This is a genomic window from Bacillus sp. RC252 (assembly GCF_044909215.1).
In the GTDB taxonomy this organism is placed as follows: domain Bacteria; phylum Bacillota; class Bacilli; order Bacillales; family Bacillaceae_G; genus Bacillus_A; species Bacillus_A mycoides.
Genome location: NZ_JBIYDV010000005.1, coordinates 130,630 through 146,670, shown reverse-complemented (window position 1 = coordinate 146,670; position 16,041 = coordinate 130,630). Strand labels below are relative to the sequence as shown.

General features: G+C 33.3%; 18 protein-coding genes. 13 read left to right on the top strand and 5 right to left on the bottom strand.

Features of this window, described 5'->3' with window-relative positions; all coding sequences use genetic code 11:
* Positions 1 to 215: 215 nt before the first annotated feature.
* The 6 genes from ABH960_RS09055 (at position 216) to ABH960_RS09030 (ending at position 4,009) form a co-directional block, all read left to right on the top strand.
* On the top strand, positions 216 to 614 hold the full coding sequence (locus tag ABH960_RS09055; protein ID WP_002031084.1) for a DUF3942 family protein: 399 nt from the start codon (positions 216 to 218) through the stop codon (positions 612 to 614).
* A 125-nt stretch (positions 615 to 739) separates the two neighbouring features.
* Complete coding sequence (locus ABH960_RS09050) at positions 740 to 1,156, top strand: BlaI/MecI/CopY family transcriptional regulator (RefSeq protein ID WP_002031086.1); 417 nt, start codon at positions 740 to 742, stop codon at positions 1,154 to 1,156.
* 1 nt (position 1,157) lies between these two features.
* Complete coding sequence (locus tag ABH960_RS09045) at positions 1,158 to 1,970, top strand: M56 family metallopeptidase (RefSeq protein ID WP_002012264.1); 813 nt, start codon at positions 1,158 to 1,160, stop codon at positions 1,968 to 1,970.
* A gap of 54 nt (positions 1,971 to 2,024) precedes the next feature.
* Positions 2,025 to 2,738, top strand: a complete 714-nt coding sequence (gene ccdA / locus ABH960_RS09040; RefSeq protein WP_002012263.1) for a cytochrome c-type biogenesis protein CcdA — start codon at positions 2,025 to 2,027, stop codon at positions 2,736 to 2,738.
* An 18-nt stretch (positions 2,739 to 2,756) separates the two neighbouring features.
* The gene (locus ABH960_RS09035; protein ID WP_002031090.1) at positions 2,757 to 3,311 is read left to right on the top strand and encodes a TlpA family protein disulfide reductase; all 555 of its coding nucleotides are present in this window, start codon (positions 2,757 to 2,759) and stop codon (positions 3,309 to 3,311) included.
* 14 nt (positions 3,312 to 3,325) lie between these two features.
* On the top strand, positions 3,326 to 4,009 hold the full coding sequence (locus ABH960_RS09030; RefSeq protein WP_002086390.1) for a prolipoprotein diacylglyceryl transferase family protein: 684 nt from the start codon (positions 3,326 to 3,328) through the stop codon (positions 4,007 to 4,009).
* Positions 4,010 to 4,057: 48 nt separating this feature from the next.
* Here the strand turns inward: ABH960_RS09030 and ABH960_RS09025 are convergent, their stop codons facing one another.
* Positions 4,058 to 4,603 (bottom strand): helix-turn-helix domain-containing protein, encoded by a 546-nt coding sequence (locus ABH960_RS09025; RefSeq protein WP_002012259.1) that lies wholly within the window; start codon positions 4,601 to 4,603, stop codon positions 4,058 to 4,060.
* A 144-nt stretch (positions 4,604 to 4,747) separates the two neighbouring features.
* Between ABH960_RS09025 and ABH960_RS09020 the strand changes: the two genes are divergently transcribed.
* Entirely contained in the window at positions 4,748 to 6,085 is a 1,338-nt protein-coding gene (locus ABH960_RS09020) for a D-serine ammonia-lyase (RefSeq protein WP_404444575.1), read from the top strand.
* Between the two features lie 153 nt (positions 6,086 to 6,238).
* On the top strand, positions 6,239 to 7,486 hold the full coding sequence (locus ABH960_RS09015) for a DUF445 domain-containing protein (protein WP_219301952.1): 1,248 nt from the start codon (positions 6,239 to 6,241) through the stop codon (positions 7,484 to 7,486).
* A gap of 30 nt (positions 7,487 to 7,516) precedes the next feature.
* Here ABH960_RS09015 and exsE read toward each other — a convergent pair whose 3' ends face one another.
* From exsE to ABH960_RS08995, 4 genes are read right to left on the bottom strand one after another with little or no spacing between them, the layout of a single operon-like run.
* Positions 7,517 to 8,473, bottom strand: coding sequence for an exosporium protein ExsE (gene exsE, locus ABH960_RS09010; protein WP_404444572.1), 957 nt, complete (start codon positions 8,471 to 8,473; stop codon positions 7,517 to 7,519).
* A complete protein-coding gene (locus tag ABH960_RS09005) occupies positions 8,470 to 9,540 on the bottom strand; it encodes a hypothetical protein (protein WP_404444569.1) in 1,071 nt (356 codons plus the stop codon). The genes exsE and ABH960_RS09005 overlap by 4 nt, the downstream gene beginning before the upstream one ends.
* A complete protein-coding gene (locus ABH960_RS09000; protein WP_404444566.1) occupies positions 9,533 to 9,976 on the bottom strand; it encodes a hypothetical protein in 444 nt (147 codons plus the stop codon). The genes ABH960_RS09005 and ABH960_RS09000 overlap by 8 nt, the downstream gene beginning before the upstream one ends.
* Positions 9,973 to 10,500 carry an RNA polymerase sigma factor gene (locus ABH960_RS08995; RefSeq protein ID WP_404444761.1) on the bottom strand — a complete coding sequence of 176 codons (528 nt, stop codon included), beginning with the start codon at positions 10,498 to 10,500 and terminating at the stop codon, positions 9,973 to 9,975. The genes ABH960_RS09000 and ABH960_RS08995 overlap by 4 nt, the downstream gene beginning before the upstream one ends.
* Before the next feature lie 237 nt (positions 10,501 to 10,737).
* Here ABH960_RS08995 and ABH960_RS08990 point away from each other — a divergent pair, with 237 nt between their 5' ends.
* The 5 genes from ABH960_RS08990 (at position 10,738) to ABH960_RS08970 (ending at position 16,002) form a co-directional block, all read left to right on the top strand.
* Complete coding sequence (locus ABH960_RS08990; protein WP_377867292.1) at positions 10,738 to 11,376, top strand: response regulator; 639 nt, start codon at positions 10,738 to 10,740, stop codon at positions 11,374 to 11,376.
* A 4-nt stretch (positions 11,377 to 11,380) separates the two neighbouring features.
* Positions 11,381 to 12,481, top strand: a complete 1,101-nt coding sequence (locus tag ABH960_RS08985) for a sensor histidine kinase (RefSeq protein WP_404444563.1) — start codon at positions 11,381 to 11,383, stop codon at positions 12,479 to 12,481.
* A gap of 288 nt (positions 12,482 to 12,769) precedes the next feature.
* The gene (locus tag ABH960_RS08980) at positions 12,770 to 13,708 is read left to right on the top strand and encodes an ABC transporter ATP-binding protein (RefSeq protein ID WP_404444560.1); all 939 of its coding nucleotides are present in this window, start codon (positions 12,770 to 12,772) and stop codon (positions 13,706 to 13,708) included.
* Positions 13,709 to 13,745: 37 nt separating this feature from the next.
* Positions 13,746 to 14,855: an ABC transporter permease gene (locus ABH960_RS08975; RefSeq protein WP_404444557.1), complete on the top strand. Its 1,110-nt coding sequence runs from the start codon at positions 13,746 to 13,748 to the stop codon at positions 14,853 to 14,855.
* A gap of 1 nt (position 14,856) precedes the next feature.
* Positions 14,857 to 16,002: an ABC transporter permease gene (locus tag ABH960_RS08970; protein WP_404444554.1), complete on the top strand. Its 1,146-nt coding sequence runs from the start codon at positions 14,857 to 14,859 to the stop codon at positions 16,000 to 16,002.
* Positions 16,003 to 16,041 lie beyond the last annotated feature (39 nt).

Genomic DNA, 16,041 nt, shown 5'->3' with positions numbered 1-16,041 from the left:
GGAAAATATTGTTTCAAAATATGGGAACAATATGTTTAAATGAATATAACGACGTACTAATGAATGTTGAAGGAGTATTTATATTTAAAAAGTACAGGGAATACCAAAAGTTTTACAAAAGTGTTTTTTACTTTTTATAGGAACTTATTTTATAATATAGTTAAATTATATTAATATATTTATTAGCGTAGACTAAAAAGAGGGAGCGTGAAAGAGTGGATTTTCGATTTGAGTTCGCAGCGAAGGTGAAAGAATATTTAGATGATGAAAAAGATGAAAAAATAATAAAAGATGGACACAGAGATATAATTTATAAATATTTATATCCGTTAGAGAGTGAAATTGGAATTTTTAAAAACCCTAACTTTACTTTTTTTGCATCAGGAAGGCGTTCACATATAGTATTAGAAAATATTGAATTTAAAACAGAAGTAAACGTAGAAAGTAATATAATTGAAATTACAAAAATAGTGGATAATGTGGTGATTCCATTAGATACTATCGTAGCTAAAGATCGGGAATTATTTGCACTTGGGCGTAATGAGAAATTTAGTGTGCAAATATTAGAATATTATCTCTATGATACATTTGGAGAGAAGTTAGGTTTACAATGAATCGAACGTGGTACAGATAACTAATTAGTGGAGATTAGGATTCATTTAAGTATCAGTTAATATCATTTATGTTTGACCTTCTATATATTTTATACTACAATCTGTAGTGTGAAAGGGGCCATACGATGTTTACTCAAAACTACAAGTTAAATGAGCAAGGGTTAAATCACTTTTTCGGACCGCTTGAAGCGAAAATAATGGAAATTGTTTGGGCTACTGAGGGTATTACCATTAAAGATGTGCAACAGAGATTAAGTGAAGAATCCCCGGTGAATTTTAATACTGTAATGACAGTTATGAACAGATTAGTAGAGAAAGCACATTTAGAAAAGCATATTGTGAAAAGAAGTGGTATGTATCGTACTACACAAACGAAGGAAGAATTTTTATCTAATCAAACGAAGAAAATGACACAGGAATTAATGGGTGAATTTGGAGATCTTGTTGTGAACCATATGATAGATGAGTTAGAACAAGCTGATCCGTCTTTAATAAAAAAATTAGAAGAGAAATTAAGTCGGCTAAAAAAAGAGGACCGATAAAATGAAGTGGCAAATGCGTAAAATCGTTTTGTTAGCAGTGACTATTAGTGTGCTTTTTTTAAGCATGTTAGTATACTACGTTACATACCCATTTCTTTTTCAAAATAAAGCATTTTTCCTTTCTCAATTTTGTTTATTTGAATTACAAAAACATATGAGGGAACTATCAATACTTCGTATAATGATAGCCGGATTACTGTTATTTACTGTAATTATTATGAGTAAAAGAATTTGGAAGCAATTTTTTTATAGTAAAAGATTGAAAAGAAATCTCGTGTCTATTACTAGAAAAGGAAAGCAAGTGTACGTATTATCAACGTTACAGATTACGGCATTTACAATTGGATTATTTCGACCGAAAATTGTCATTTCAGAAGGAATGTTTCAGGCATTTTCTGAGGAAGAAATTGATGCGATTGTATTACATGAGGAATATCATCAAAAAAATCGAGATCCATTAAAGTTATTTTTCTTTACATTGTTAGCTGAGGGAATGATGTATATTCCTATATTAAAAGGGATGTTGCAGCGTTATCATGTATATCAAGAGCTATCAGCAGATAAATATGCGATGCAAAAAATGAAATCTTCATTTGAGCTAGGTAGTGCATTATTAAAGTTAATTAAAATAAAGACGATGGAAAATCAATGTATTACAGCGTCGTTTGCGAAAACCGCAATTAATTTACGAATTGAGCAAGTGTTGAATGAGAAAGTTGTTAAGCTGAATATGCCATTACATACAAATTCAGTATATGTAACGTTAGGGCTATTTTGTATGTCGATTGTACTTATTGTCGGAGAGTGCATATAGCCTCTTTTTTTAATAATTAACACTACGCATTGTAGTGTGTTTAGGAGAGATAAAATGAATGCGGCGGATTTAACAATTTGGCTAGTAGTAGGGGCTGGGATACTTTCATTTATATCACCATGTTCTTTACCGCTATATCCATCTTATTTATCATATATTACAGGTGTGTCTATTCAAGATTTAAAAGAAAATCGTGGGATTATGCAAAAGTCAGCGATTATACATACAGTATTTTTTATGATCGGTTTCTCGGTTATATTTTATGCGTTAGGTTTATCGGTGAGTTGGATTGGGATTACTTTTTCATCTAATCAAAGATTGATTCAGCAAATTGGTGGGGTTTTTATTGTTTTGATGGGGTTATTTATGACTGGATTGTTTCAGCCTAAGTGGCTTATGGCAGAGAAAAAAGTGCAGTATAGAAGTAAATCGACAGGATATATTCGCTCAATTTTGGTCGGCATGACATATGCAGCAGGATGGACACCGTGTGTTGGTCCGATATTTTCTGCAGTGCTTATGCTCGGGGCGACCAATCCTGAAAGTGCGCTTCTTTATATTACGGCATATACTCTTGGCTTTGCAGTTCCGTTTTTCGTGATGGCATTTTTTATTGGAAAGGTAAGATGGATTGTTACTTATGCCAATGTCATGATGAAAATCGGCGGTGGAATGATGATTTTAACAGGGGTTTTATTATATACAAATCAAATGACGAAAATTACAGCGTTCTTTATTCGTCTATTCGGCGGATTTACGGGATTTTAGAAATGAGGAGGAAGAAAAGTGAAGAAACTAATTGCTATTATACTAGCTGGGGCACTAATTTGGGCCGGAGTTAACTTTTATAATACTAAGAAAGAAGAAAAAGAAAGAAAAGCGAAACAAGCGGAGTTACAAGAGAAGGAAGTATTACCACAAGTGGGATTTAAAGCGCCGAACATAACATTAAAAGGATTAGATGGGAAGCTTTATTCGTTAAATGATGCAAAGGGAAAACCATATGTTATTAATTTTTGGGCATCATGGTGTGGTCCATGTGAAATGGAGGCTCCTGATCTAGTTCGTTTGTATGATAAATATAAGGAGGATGTTGAAATCTTTGCGGTAAATGCAACAATCGGGGATCCAGTACAAGAAGCGAGCGCATTTGCAGATCGTCACGGATTTAAATTTCCTGTTCTATTAGATATGGACGGAGTAGCTGGAATAGATTATAAAGTATTTTCTTTACCAACGACATTTTTTGTTAATAAAGATGGAATTATTGTAGATCATGCACGAGGTGTATTACCTCCAGATCAATTAGAAGAGAAGTTTAAGAAAATAATTGAGAATTAAGAGGGGATTTCATAGTGATGGAGTGGATGGTGAGGTTACAACCCGTTTCTCTTATAATAGGAAGTTTATTTGGATTTACTCTAATGAAACTAAGGATGAAAAAGCAAAATATTCAATATGAAAAAATGATGGATGCAGTAACGAATGGCTTTCTTATCATTGTATTAGTATGGAAATTCGCACCGGCAATTTTAAATCCGGTATGGGCCATTGGGGCGCCAATGCCAGCATTATTAGCTGTAGGAAGTATTCAGCATATTATAGTAGGGTGCGTAATTGCGAGTATATATATTGTTTGGAAAAGTAAAAAAGAGCAATTTTCTCTTCGGATTTTACTTGATACATTACCTTTTGGATTTTGCGTGAGTATAATCTTTTATTTTATATTCCATCAAGAAGTAGGTGCACAAACGACACTGCCGTGGGGGATGAAAATATATGAATCAAAATTTTTGTATCATCCTATTTTCATGTATGAGATTATACTCGCACTCGGTATAATTGGCTCGTTATGGATTAAAAATGAAAGATTAGGAAATGGAAAGAATATAAGCTTTTTTCTAATTTGCGAGGGAATTGCTCATATCATTATTTCACTTATTAGTGAACAAAATTCAGTTCTATTTGGTCTTTCAATACAGCAAATACTCAGTTTTTTTGTTATTAGTTTAGGGATTTTGTTAGTACCAAAAAAATAAAAGTAGCCATGCACGGAGAGCATGGCTATTTTTGTATCATCATATGAATTAAAAAATCGGCGGAGTAACAGAAAATAAAACAATCGCATTTTTCTCGAATTGATTTACCCATTTATGTTTTAAATAAGCTGGTATTTTTACGCTATCACCAGTTTCTAATGTGTATTCTTCTTCATTTAAGTGCAATGTGATTTTTCCGTCTAATACAAATGCTAATTCTTCACCTTTATGTTCTAGAACATTTTCTGATGAAGCAGTATTTGGTGGGATAGTCATAATTGCTGTTGCTAAATTTCCTGTGAAATCAGGTGATAACAATTCATATGATAAATTATCGATAATCATTTTTTTTCTTTTATGAGAACGTACAATTAAATCGTCTGTATTATTTTCTTCAAGTAAAAAACTAAATGTTGGAACATCAAGAGCTTTTGCAAGTACCTTTAATGTTTGAATAGAAGGGTTAGCAGAACCACGTTCAATTTGACTAAGCATTGATGGTGTGATTTCGGCCATCTTTGCTAATTCTTTACTAGTTAATCCTTTTTCTTTTCTTTGTTTTTCAATCTTTTTACCAATATCTATATTTTCCATAATAAATGCTCCTTAATAATTATTAAATTATATTTAAATAAATTAAATTAAAATTAACTCAAATGAATTATTTATGTTAAACTATATTAAAATTAATTATAATTTATTATATGGCTAGCTACAAGGATATGAGGAGGAAGAGGAATGAAGGAGATAGAGGCATTAAAAGAGCAATATCCACTAGTAAATAACTTAATCGCAACAGAAGAAGTATTTTGGATAAACCCGAATATGGAAAAGTATGAAACAGCAATAAAAAATTCGCCACTTAATGAAGAACATGTAAAAGACGCGGAAGAGAGATTAAAGCGTTTTGCACCATATATTGCGAAAGTATTTCCTGAAACGAAGGAAACAGGCGGTATTATAGAATCACCTTTAGTGAAAATACCTTCTATGAAACAATCTTTAGAGAAAAATTATGGGCAACCTATTTTAGGGGAATTACTATTAAAATGTGATAGCGGGCTTCCGATATCAGGATCAATAAAAGCTAGAGGCGGAATATACGAAGTGCTGAAACATGCAGAGCGACTGGCACTTCAGCATGGAATGTTAACAGAGAAAGATGATTATTCAATTTTAGATAGTGATAGATTTAGAGTTTTTTTTGCGAAGCATTCAATTGCAGTAGGTTCTACTGGAAATTTAGGGCTTAGCATCGGTATTATGAGTGCGAAATTAGGTTTCAATGTGACAGTCCATATGTCAGCAGACGCAAAACAATGGAAAAAAGATTTATTAAGAAGTAAAGGTGTAAACGTTATTGAATATGAAGCTGATTATAGTAAAGCGGTAGAAGAAGGAAGACTGCAAGCAGATGCAGATCCTAGCTGTTATTTTGTTGATGATGAAAACTCACATGATTTATTTTTAGGATACGCAGTAGCAGCGTCACGTTTACAAAAACAATTAGAAGAGTTAGAAATTGTAGTAGATGAAGAGCACCCTTTATTCGTTTATCTTCCGTGCGGGGTAGGTGGCGGGCCTGGCGGAGTAGCATTTGGTTTAAAGTTATTGTACAAAGACAATGTGCACTGTTTCTTTGCGGAGCCTACGCACTCTCCGTGTATGTTACTCGGTTTAATGACAGGGCTTCACGATAAAATTGCCGTTCAAGATATCGGTATTGACAATGTAACTGATGCGGATGGGCTTGCAGTAGGAAGACCATCTGGATTTGTCGGTAAAACGATGGAACCATTTTTGAGTGGAAATTACACAGTAAGTGATGAGGAGTTATATAGATTATTAAAAGAACTGGCTGATACTGAAAATATTTATTTAGAGCCTTCTGCATTAGCGGGTTTGATAGGGCCGTTGAATGTATGTAAAGCTGAAAATGAGTATTTACAAAAACAACAGTTAACAGAGAAGGTGAAGAAAGGTACTCATATTGTGTGGGGAACTGGTGGGAGTATGGTTCCGGAAGACGTGATGAATGGGTATTATAAGAAAGGTTTGGAATTAAAGTTAAAATAAAAATGAGGCTATTTACAGCCTCATTTTTTTCATGTACATAAAATTCTTTGTTATTTTCGCACTAGTTCTTTATAGTATAGATATAAAGGATTGCTAATATCGAATAAAAATAACAAAAAGCTTTATTTTACATAATAAGAGGATGTGTATACGATGTCATTACAGACTAAATATATAGCGGGTATTTCGCTTGGGGTTATGGGCGTAGGTTTTGCGGCTTCCATCCCTTTTCAAGGAACGGTAGCTGGGGAGATTATTCAAGGGGGATTTGAAGCTGGGTTAGTTGGTGGACTTGCGGATTGGTTTGCGGTTACAGCTTTATTCCGTCATCCGTTGGGAATTCCAATTCCACATACAGCATTATTACCTAAAAATCGGAAACGGGTAACAAAGGGTCTCGTTTCTACGTTAGAAAATGAATGGCTGACGAAAGAAAGTATTACAAGTAAAGTAAAAGAAATGCAGCTAGCACAAATGGTACTGCAAATTGCTGAGAAAGAGTTACAGTCTGACGCTGTGAAAAAAGGAATTGTAACAATTGCTGAGAAAGCGATTCTTCAAATAGATACGGAAAAATTAGCAGTTATTATTGAAAAAGAATTAAAAACGTATTTGCATACAATTAACACAAGTAACATATTACAAGTTCTCGTGGATCAATTAGTAGTGCAAGAATATGATGAAAAAACACTTGATTACATATTAGTAAAAGTGAAAGATTGGACAGCTCAAGATGAAGCACGTTATCAGCTCGGAAGCTTAGGCATGAAGGCGATGGAAAACATAAAAGTAGATGGATTCCTACAGTTTACTTTGAAATCGTTTATGAATATTGTTGATGAGGATAAAATCGGCGGCATTTTGCAGAAGTTTATCATTAGCAATATTAACAGCTTACAAGATGCAGATAATAGCACAAGACAACTTATATTAGCGAAAATTCGTCAAGAGATTATAAATGTAAAAGAAAATGAATCTTTATTACAGGAATTAGAGAATTGGAAAGAAAAATGGATTGCAAATTGGGATGCTACAGACAAAATAAAAGAAATGCTAGAGCAAGTACAGAGTAGGGCAGTTACCTTTGTGAAGAATGAAGAATTTGCTGATAAATATGTTGTTCCATTCTTACAAACACAAATGAATAAAATAAAAGAAGACGAACTGACTGTTCAAAAAATAGAAGATTGGTTACAAAAACAAGTTGTTACTATTGTTGAAAAGAATCATTCGAAAATTGGAAAGCTTGTGCAAGAAAACCTTGATAAGTTAGATGATAAAACATTAATCGAAATGATTGAAAATAATGTCGGTAAAGATTTGCAGTGGATTCGTGTGAACGGGGCTGTTTGTGGTTTTATGATTGGATTAATTTTAGAAGGAATAAAAGCGATTATATGAGAAAAACCTTCCACAATTGTGGAAGGTTTCTTATTTTTCGATAACGCTCATATTTAAATTATAAGCTTTCTCAATATTTAATTTGTACGTTCCATTTCCTGTTTTTATCGAGTTTTTATACCAATGTTCTTGCCCATTTAATTCTGGATTTTCTTCTGAAGAATTATTTTCTTTTTTCGCTAAATCTTCTACTTGTTCCCAAGGTGTGTTTCCGTGAGTTTCTTTTTGATTTGTTACGGCTGTTAAAGAAACATCACTTTCTTTAGTTAAATGAACAGATACGTTTGAACTGTTTTGTATAAACCAATTATTTTGTAATTGACCTGGATAAAGAGATAGTTCGTTATTTGAAGCGCGGATCTCTACATTTTTATTTTGCGGAAGAACGAGTGTTTGTTTCACCTGTGGTGTTGAGTTAAATAACGTATGCTGAACCGGTAATGGTTTTAACGTTATATACATCGTTTCTCCAGCCGTTTGAACTGAAAGGAAATCATCTCTTTTTAAATTAGGTTTTTCATTTGTTTTTGTCGTCATTTCATATGTTCCAAAAAGATGAATTTGATTTGTATTATCACCCTCTATCGTTAGAGGGTGATGCCCCGCATCCACTACGATTTTTTTGATAGATTCAGGTATATCAAGTTGTCCGTCTGGAATATTACTCGTTTGTCTAGTTGTGTTAATAGAATGACGAACTTCTTCTAGCAATCCAGTTGATAATAAGCAGTAAAAAGCAATTCCAACACTTCCTAAAACTCCGATAAAGAAAATACTAAAAATATCATATTTAATAAATGAATGTTCCTTCTTAGAAAATAGAAGGTATAGTAAAATTTCAGCGCCAAGTATGATAAGTAAAACAGGCCACCAGGCTGTTAATGTATCTAATGCTTGAACTCCTTTTACGACTGAAAATAGTAAAAAGCAACCTAATGTAATAATGGAGAGCCCCATTGAGAATGTTCCAACGCGCCATGTTCTCATTCGTTTGTACCACCTTTGTTTTCTTTATTTCCAAGTAACAATTTAAAGCCGCCACCAATTAAAAGGAGAGCAACGATAGATGTTTGGAAATAGCGATAATATAGTTCGCTAAGATGAATATTAAATATAGTTGCAAAATAGTCATTCAAAATAGGAAGGACTGTTTGATCTAATAAATAATAACCACCGAGTGTAATTAACCCAATACCGATCCATCTTTGATGATTTATAAAATAGTCAATGATAGGTTCGTCATTTACACGTTCTTTTCCGTATTTTGCAGTTTGCTGTAACGCATCAAAAAAGCTATAGAACCAAATGATTGGTACTAAAAATAAAAACGCAGAAAGTCTTAATAAGTCGAGCAAATAAATAGATAGTAAAAAGGCTGCCATAAGCTGAAGACCACGGCGTTGTAAGCCTAAATACATATGTCCTGCTCCAGGGAACATCGCTAAAATAGAAGCAAATGTTTTACTTTTCTTTCCTTGTTCTCGGTGCTCTTCAAAGTCTTCAAAAATAGTACGATCAACTAATTGCTCGCCACGTTCTTTTTTCTGTAGTTGCTGAACAACATCGAAGAAATTATAAATCCATAAAACAGGTAACGTAATAAGGAAGATAAGGAAACTTCCTTGAGATGTTAATAATGTCACAAATATAATCATGCTGCCTAAGCCTGCGCAAGCGACTAAAAATGTAAGACCTCGCTGCATAAGCCCTAATTGGAAATGACCAAGTCCAGGGATGATTGATAGGAGAATGATATAAAATCGTTCGCTCTCTTTAGAGGACTCTGTAAATTCTCCGGCAGCTTGTTTTTTCGATTGGTTAATAATAGTGATAACTAAATCTAATAAATTGATCGCCCATAACACGACTAGTAAAAATAGAGAAAGAAAAGCAATATCACGCGCTCCTAATGCTATTGTACAAAATGCTGCAAAGATAAATAGAAATAAAGCCCCTCCGCTATATAAAATAAATCGTCCAAATTTCTTTAAATATAAATGTCCAAGCCCAGGAATTAGCCCTAATACAAGTGCTAAAAAGGGATTTTTAATCATGCTTTGAACCTCCGTCCTTTTTTGATGTGTCTACCGATTTGTTTACAATTTGTTGTGAGATAGAAGACTCGTTATGTTTTGAAGATTTCTCGAAATTTGATGTCGCTGTGAAAATATACTGGAATAAACCACTTACCATAAAAATAATTGTAGCCGCAGTCGCAATTATGTAGTGAATAATTGTACGCTTTAGTGAGTTTGTTTTTATATTTTCATTAGGTTGTAACGTTTCAAAATTAATTTGCGTCATAACTTCGTTCGTAAATGAATCATCATTTATCATTGGAAGGTTTTCATGTTGTTCATCAATACTTTCCATATAAAGTGCTAAACAATGATCACATTCATAAAGATGTTCTTCCATAGATTCACGTTCATTGTTTGATATAACATCTAATGTATAATTGCGCCAATCTTCTTTTGAATAATGCATCATAGAAACTCTTCCTCCTTCCAATGTTTTTTAATCCATTTTCTTGCCCGATACAGTTTCATTTCGACTGTTTTCACTTCAATATTTTCTTGCAAAGCAATTTCTTGATAACTTTTTTCTTCTAAGTAATGTGCGAGAACGACGTCACGGTAATTGTCGGGAAGTTCTCTCAGTTTTTGAGCAATGAGTAATTTTTGCTCTTTCGTCAATAATAAAGCCTCAATATTATGAGAGGATTTTATATTTTCCGCAGTTTCTTTACATAAGGAGAGTTCTTCGTTTTCTCTAGCTTTTTTTCTCTTATAATCAATAGCGTGATTGGTGGCAATACGTGCCATCCACGTTTTTAATCCGCGAAATTGATAATTTGGGAGAGAGGCGTGGATTTTTACGAATACTTCTTGTGTAACATCTTTAGCATCTTCTTCATGTCTTAAAATAGAAAAGATAACTTGAAAAATATAATGACGATATGTTTGTACAAGGAAACGAAAAGCATGTTCGCTTCCTTGCTGTGCTTTTTCAATTAATTGTTTTTCCTCAATCGGTCTCTCCCTCCTTTTTGACGCATTCTATTATATAGACGTAAGAAATGATAAGTCACCCTACACATGTTGTAAAAAAAGAATAATATATTTTTAGCAGGAGGGCTATATGAAAAAGGTGTGAAAAAATGGTAAAGAGAAGTATATAATGAGCAAAGAGGAAATGCTACATGGAGAAAGGATGTGAATGTTAGTAGGATAAGGTCCATACTAACAAACATGAAAATTAAAATATTAATAGCCGATGATAATTCTTTTATTAGAGAAGGTATGAAAATTATTTTAAATACATATGAAGAGTTCGAAGTATTAGATACTGTAAATGATGGAAAAGAAGCTGTAGCGTATTGTAAAAAGCATGATGTTGATATTGCGCTTTTAGATGTTCGTATGCCAAACATGAACGGGGTAGAGGCGACGAAAATAATTTGTGAAGAGACAAAAACGAAGCCTCTCATTTTAACGACGTTTGATGATGATGAATATATTTTGGATGCAGTAAAAAACGGAGCGAAAGGTTATTTGTTAAAAAATAACGATCCAGAGCGTATCCGTGATGCAATAAAAGGAGTATATAACGGTCAAACTGTTATGCAAGATGTAGTACTTGATAAAATTAAGTCTAATTTAATGGAAAGTAGAGAAGAAGAATCTAAAATTGATAAGAGCCTTTTCACAGAAAGAGAGCTTAGTATTATCGCATTAATTGCGAAAGGTTTTTCAAATAAAGAAATTTCGAAGCAACTTTTCATATCTGAAGGAACGATTGCAAATTATATTACATCAGTTTTAGGGAAAACTGGACTTGAACATCGCACACAAATTGCGATTTATTACTTAACAGGGAAAGTAGATTAATGTTATGGAATTTTGGTTAACTGTAAGTAAACTTATTGTCTTTTTATATATAGTGTTTAGCTACATTCATTTAAATGTTACGAACTTACCATGGATTATACTTACTTTGCTTTTATATCTTTCTGTAAACGTGTTGATCTCTATACTTAAAAAAGATACGTACAAAAACATATTAACTTGTGTGTCAATTGGCGTAGTTATGTTATTTACATGGAAGGTTCATCCGTTTTTTATTTTATTTTTACCTTTGAACTTATATGAAATTGCAAATTATTACATAAAAAAGAAATGGTTAATCTTTTTCATTATGATTCTTCCTATTATTTTTATAGGTGAAGGTATTCAAATGACGTATGGACTTATTAGTGCATTTTGTTTTTTTTCCTTAACGATAGCTCATCGCTATATAGCACGATTATTAAAACTAGAAATGCAAAATGATAAAATGAGAAAAGACATACAAAGACTTACGAAAAGCTTAAATGAAAATAAAGATTACATAAGGCAATCTGAATACACATTTAAATTAGAGGAAAGAAATCGACTATCTCAAGAAATTCATGATAAAATTGGTCACTCAATGACAGGTGCACTAATTCAAATGGAAGCAGCAAAGAGATTAATGGAAATAGATAAAGAAAAATCTGCGGAATTATTACAAAATGCCATTCATATTTCAAAAGATGGAATTGAAAGCATTCGGATTACATTAAAAAATATGAAGCCACCAACTGAGCAAATTGGTATTCATCGTATGAAATTATTCATAGAGGAATTTGCTGGTAAGCATGATATAAATATTCCATTCGTATATAAAGGGAACTTAGATATGATTTCACCAATTCAGTGGAAGATTATTGGTGAAAATGTTATGGAGGCACTAACAAACGCGATGAAATATGCTGATGCGACAGTCATTTCAATAGATATTCATGTACTGAACAAGATGGTGAAAGTACAAGTGAAGGATAATGGTAAAGGTGCAGCTCTTGTTAAGAAAGGCCTCGGTATTATGGGGATGGAGGAGCGAACAGCATCAGTAAACGGAAAAATTATTGTAGATGGAACAAGTGGTTTTTCAGTAACAATGTTATTGCCGATATAAGAGGATGAGACGAGGATGAATCATCTCATATGAAAAAAGTGAATAATCTCATGTGAAAAGAGTGAACTTCTGCACTGAGCAGGTTCATTCTTTTTGTTTATAATAAAGTGAAACTTCAATCAGTGGGGGTTTTGTTTTTCCCCGCTGATTGTTAGTTGAACCAATCGGGCATTTACAGGCAGCCCGACTCCCGCCTAACTTCTTTGCACCAGCTGAATTTTGAGGTGGGAGTCTTACTGACCGCAAATAGCGGGATAAAAGCAGAGAAACCGAAATAGGGGTGAAATGATGAACACATTGGAAATTAAAAATTTAACGAAAAAATTTGGTGATTTCATCGCGGTAGATAATATGTCTTTATCTATTAAAGAAGGAGAAATATTTGGCTTTTTAGGTTCGAATGGTGCTGGTAAGAGTACAACGATTAATATGATTGCTGGTTTGTTAAGAAGTAATGAAGGTGAAATCAGCATACTAGGAAAGAATATAAAGAAATATAATCGATTTGCGAAAATGAATATTGGTATCGTTCCGCAAGATATTGCGATTTATGAAGAGTTAACTGCCTATGAAAATGTGAAATTCTTTGCTGGATTGTATGGATTACGAGGAGCCGAGCTAAAAGCGAGAGTAGAGGAAGCACTTCAATTTGTAGGCCTTAGTGATAAACATAAAAGTTATCCGAAAAACTTTTCTGGCGGGATGAAACGAAGACTGAATATAGCTTGTGCAATCGCTCATAGACCGAAGTTAATTATTATGGATGAACCGACAGTTGGAATTGATCCGCAGTCAAGGAACTACATTCTTCAGTCTGTCCGAAAATTAAATGAAATGGGAAGTACGATTATTTATACGAGTCACTACATGGAAGAAGTAGAAGAGATTTGTACGAAAATAGCAATTGTCGATCACGGTAAAGTAATTGCAGAAGGAACGAAAGAACAGTTAAAAGCGATTATTACAGATACGAAAGATATTTGGATTGAAGTAAAGTCAGTAGAAAATTTAGATGTAGAAAATTTAAAAGAGATAAATGGTGTGAAAGCTGTTCAAATTGAAGAGAACGTAATCAAGGTAAACTCGGATGCAGGATTAAATAATTTAAATAAAATTATTCAACACTTTATTAATCATGACATTGAAATTCGTTCGTTAGAGGAGCAGGCTCCGAACTTAGAAACTGTATTCCTTACGTTGACTGGGAGAAACTTACGAGATAAATAAAAGGTAAATGAAGAAAAGGTAAAGGGAGGTTCATCAATTGAACATCTTTAACATTGCAGTGATGCACATTAAAAGAGATTTCAGGGACGTAAGAACTTTAGTTTTCATGTTAGCATTTCCGATTGTGCTTATGCTTGTATTAGGAACAGCGTTAAGTAACGCATTTAATAGCGATAGTCAAGCGATTAAGGATATACAAGTGCTATATAAAGATGAAGCGAGTAGCACGTTTTCTCAATCGTTTGAAGCGTTTACGAAAGAAGTCGATAAATCAGGTATTCATTTTAAAAAAGTTTCCGAAGGTATAGATGGGAAAAAAGAAGTGAAGCAAAATAAATATGCTGCTTATGTAGAGTTAAATAAAGATGGTGCAAAATTTTACGGAAGTGACAAAAGTAGTATTGAGGGAAGTATTGTGGAAGGCATGCTTACAACATTTGTTGATAAGTACAACGTAGTGGCCGAAGTTGCAAAAGTAGATCCGAGTAAGGTTAGCGCAGTTATTTCAAACGGAAATCATAATGATTATATTAAAGAAACATCTTTACAAGCTGCTAAAAAACCAGGTTCTATGGATTACTATGCGGTTGTAATGACGACGATGATTGCACTGTACGCTGCAATGGGGGCGAGTTTTTTAATTCGAGGAGAACGAATACGTAAAACAGGAGATCGTTTAATTGCAGCACCTATAAGTAAAGCTGAGATTTTCGTTGGGAAAGTGCTCGGTAGTCTTGTAGCGAATGCACTTTGTCTATTACTCGTCGTTTTATTTAGTAAATTTGTTTTTCAAGCGAATTGGGGCGACCATCTTGGAATCATATTTATTATTTTACTAACAGAAGTCTTTCTAGCAATTAGCTTCGGTTTAGGAATCGGATATATTACAAAAACAGGTGAGGCATCTAGAGCAATTATTATGGTTGTTGTGCAATTAGCTTCTATTTTTGGCGGTGCTTATTTCGTGGTGGAAGAAAATATCGTTACGAATTTATCGCCATTAACGTGGGCCAATACAGCTATTATGAAAATTATTTATGCAAATGACATAGGAGCAGCACTGCCGGTTATTTCTTTAAATCTTGGAATTTCAGCAATCTTTTTATTAATTGCGATTATCGCATTACGTAGACGGGAGGGGCTGTAATATGAAAGATATTTTATGGCTCATACGAAAAACATTAGCTGCGCTTTTAAAAAATAAAAAAGGATTATTGCTTATTGTAAGTTTGCCGATAATAGGAACACTCATTTCTTTTTCAATATATGGGAATGTAGGGCAAGGAACGTTAAATATTGGGGTTATAAATAAAGAGAATCAGCCTATCGCAAATGATACAGTGAAATTTTTAGAAGGACTCAATCATGTAAATATTAGTAAAATTAAGGAATCTGAAGTGGAAGATAAACTCACTTCAAAAAAACTTGATGGTGTTGTTACATTAGATTCTGGTTTTTCTGAAAGTGTTCGAGAAGGGAAACCTGGTCATATTGAGATTTCGTCGATTAAAGGTGAGCAAGTAACAGGATTTATAAAATCATATTTATACAACTATATTGATAATGTAGCAGCTATTAGTAAAGTGGCAGGAACAGATCAAAGTGAATTTGATAGTATGTACGCAGGATATCAAAAAGGTTCATTTAAAGTAAAAGCAGAGACACTTGAAGATACTTCGAAAAATAAGGATATGACAAATCAAACGATTGGTTATCTTATCATGTTTATGCTATTTTCGGCAGCGAATTTATCTGGAATTATTTTAAAAGAAAAAGAGAACAGAACGTATTTTAGATTATTATCGACACCGATAGATGGAAAGAAATTTATATTATCTAATGTCGCGGTGAATATGATTATACTAACAGTGCAAATTGTAATTGCCGTATTATTTATGAAGTATGTTTTTCATACAAATATAAATATGCCTTTCACAGTGATGATTGGTGTACTCATGATATTTGCTTTAATCGCAATTGGTTTATCATTAGTCATTGTGTCTTTTTCAAAAAGTTCAACTGCTTCAAATGCGATGCAAAATGTTGTTATTGTGCCGACATGTTTATTAGCGGGATGTTATTTTCCATATGATATTATGCCGAAAACAGTACAAAAAATAGCTGATTTTTTACCGCAACGCTGGCTAATGGACACGATTTCGAAATTACAGCAAGGAATTCCGTTTTCAGATTTGTATTTAAATATTTTAATCTTATTCGCCTTTGCGATAGCGTTCTTCTTAATTGCGATTTATAAGTTTGGAAGAAATAATGATGCAAGGAACTTCATTTAATGAAAAGGTGTGGCGCAATGCCACACCTTTTTTGTATTC

Coding starts and splice junctions, on each gene's coding strand:
- ABH960_RS09050 (WP_002031086.1), top strand. CDS start 740: ATGTTTACTCAAAACTACAAGTTAAATGAGCAAGGGTTAAATCACTTT.
- ABH960_RS09045 (WP_002012264.1), top strand. CDS start 1,158: ATGAAGTGGCAAATGCGTAAAATCGTTTTGTTAGCAGTGACTATTAGT.
- ccdA (WP_002012263.1), top strand. CDS start 2,025: ATGAATGCGGCGGATTTAACAATTTGGCTAGTAGTAGGGGCTGGGATA.
- ABH960_RS09025 (WP_002012259.1), bottom strand. CDS start 4,603: ATGGAAAATATAGATATTGGTAAAAAGATTGAAAAACAAAGAAAAGAA.
- ABH960_RS09020 (WP_404444575.1), top strand. CDS start 4,748: ATGAAGGAGATAGAGGCATTAAAAGAGCAATATCCACTAGTAAATAAC.
- ABH960_RS09015 (WP_219301952.1), top strand. CDS start 6,239: ATGTCATTACAGACTAAATATATAGCGGGTATTTCGCTTGGGGTTATG.
- exsE (WP_404444572.1), bottom strand. CDS start 8,473: ATGAGAACATGGCGCGTTGGAACATTCTCAATGGGGCTCTCCATTATT.
- ABH960_RS09005 (WP_404444569.1), bottom strand. CDS start 9,540: ATGATTAAAAATCCCTTTTTAGCACTTGTATTAGGGCTAATTCCTGGG.
- ABH960_RS09000 (WP_404444566.1), bottom strand. CDS start 9,976: ATGATGCATTATTCAAAAGAAGATTGGCGCAATTATACATTAGATGTT.
- ABH960_RS08990 (WP_377867292.1), top strand. CDS start 10,738: ATGAAAATTAAAATATTAATAGCCGATGATAATTCTTTTATTAGAGAA.
- ABH960_RS08985 (WP_404444563.1), top strand. CDS start 11,381: ATGGAATTTTGGTTAACTGTAAGTAAACTTATTGTCTTTTTATATATA.
- ABH960_RS08980 (WP_404444560.1), top strand. CDS start 12,770: ATGAACACATTGGAAATTAAAAATTTAACGAAAAAATTTGGTGATTTC.
- ABH960_RS08970 (WP_404444554.1), top strand. CDS start 14,857: ATGAAAGATATTTTATGGCTCATACGAAAAACATTAGCTGCGCTTTTA.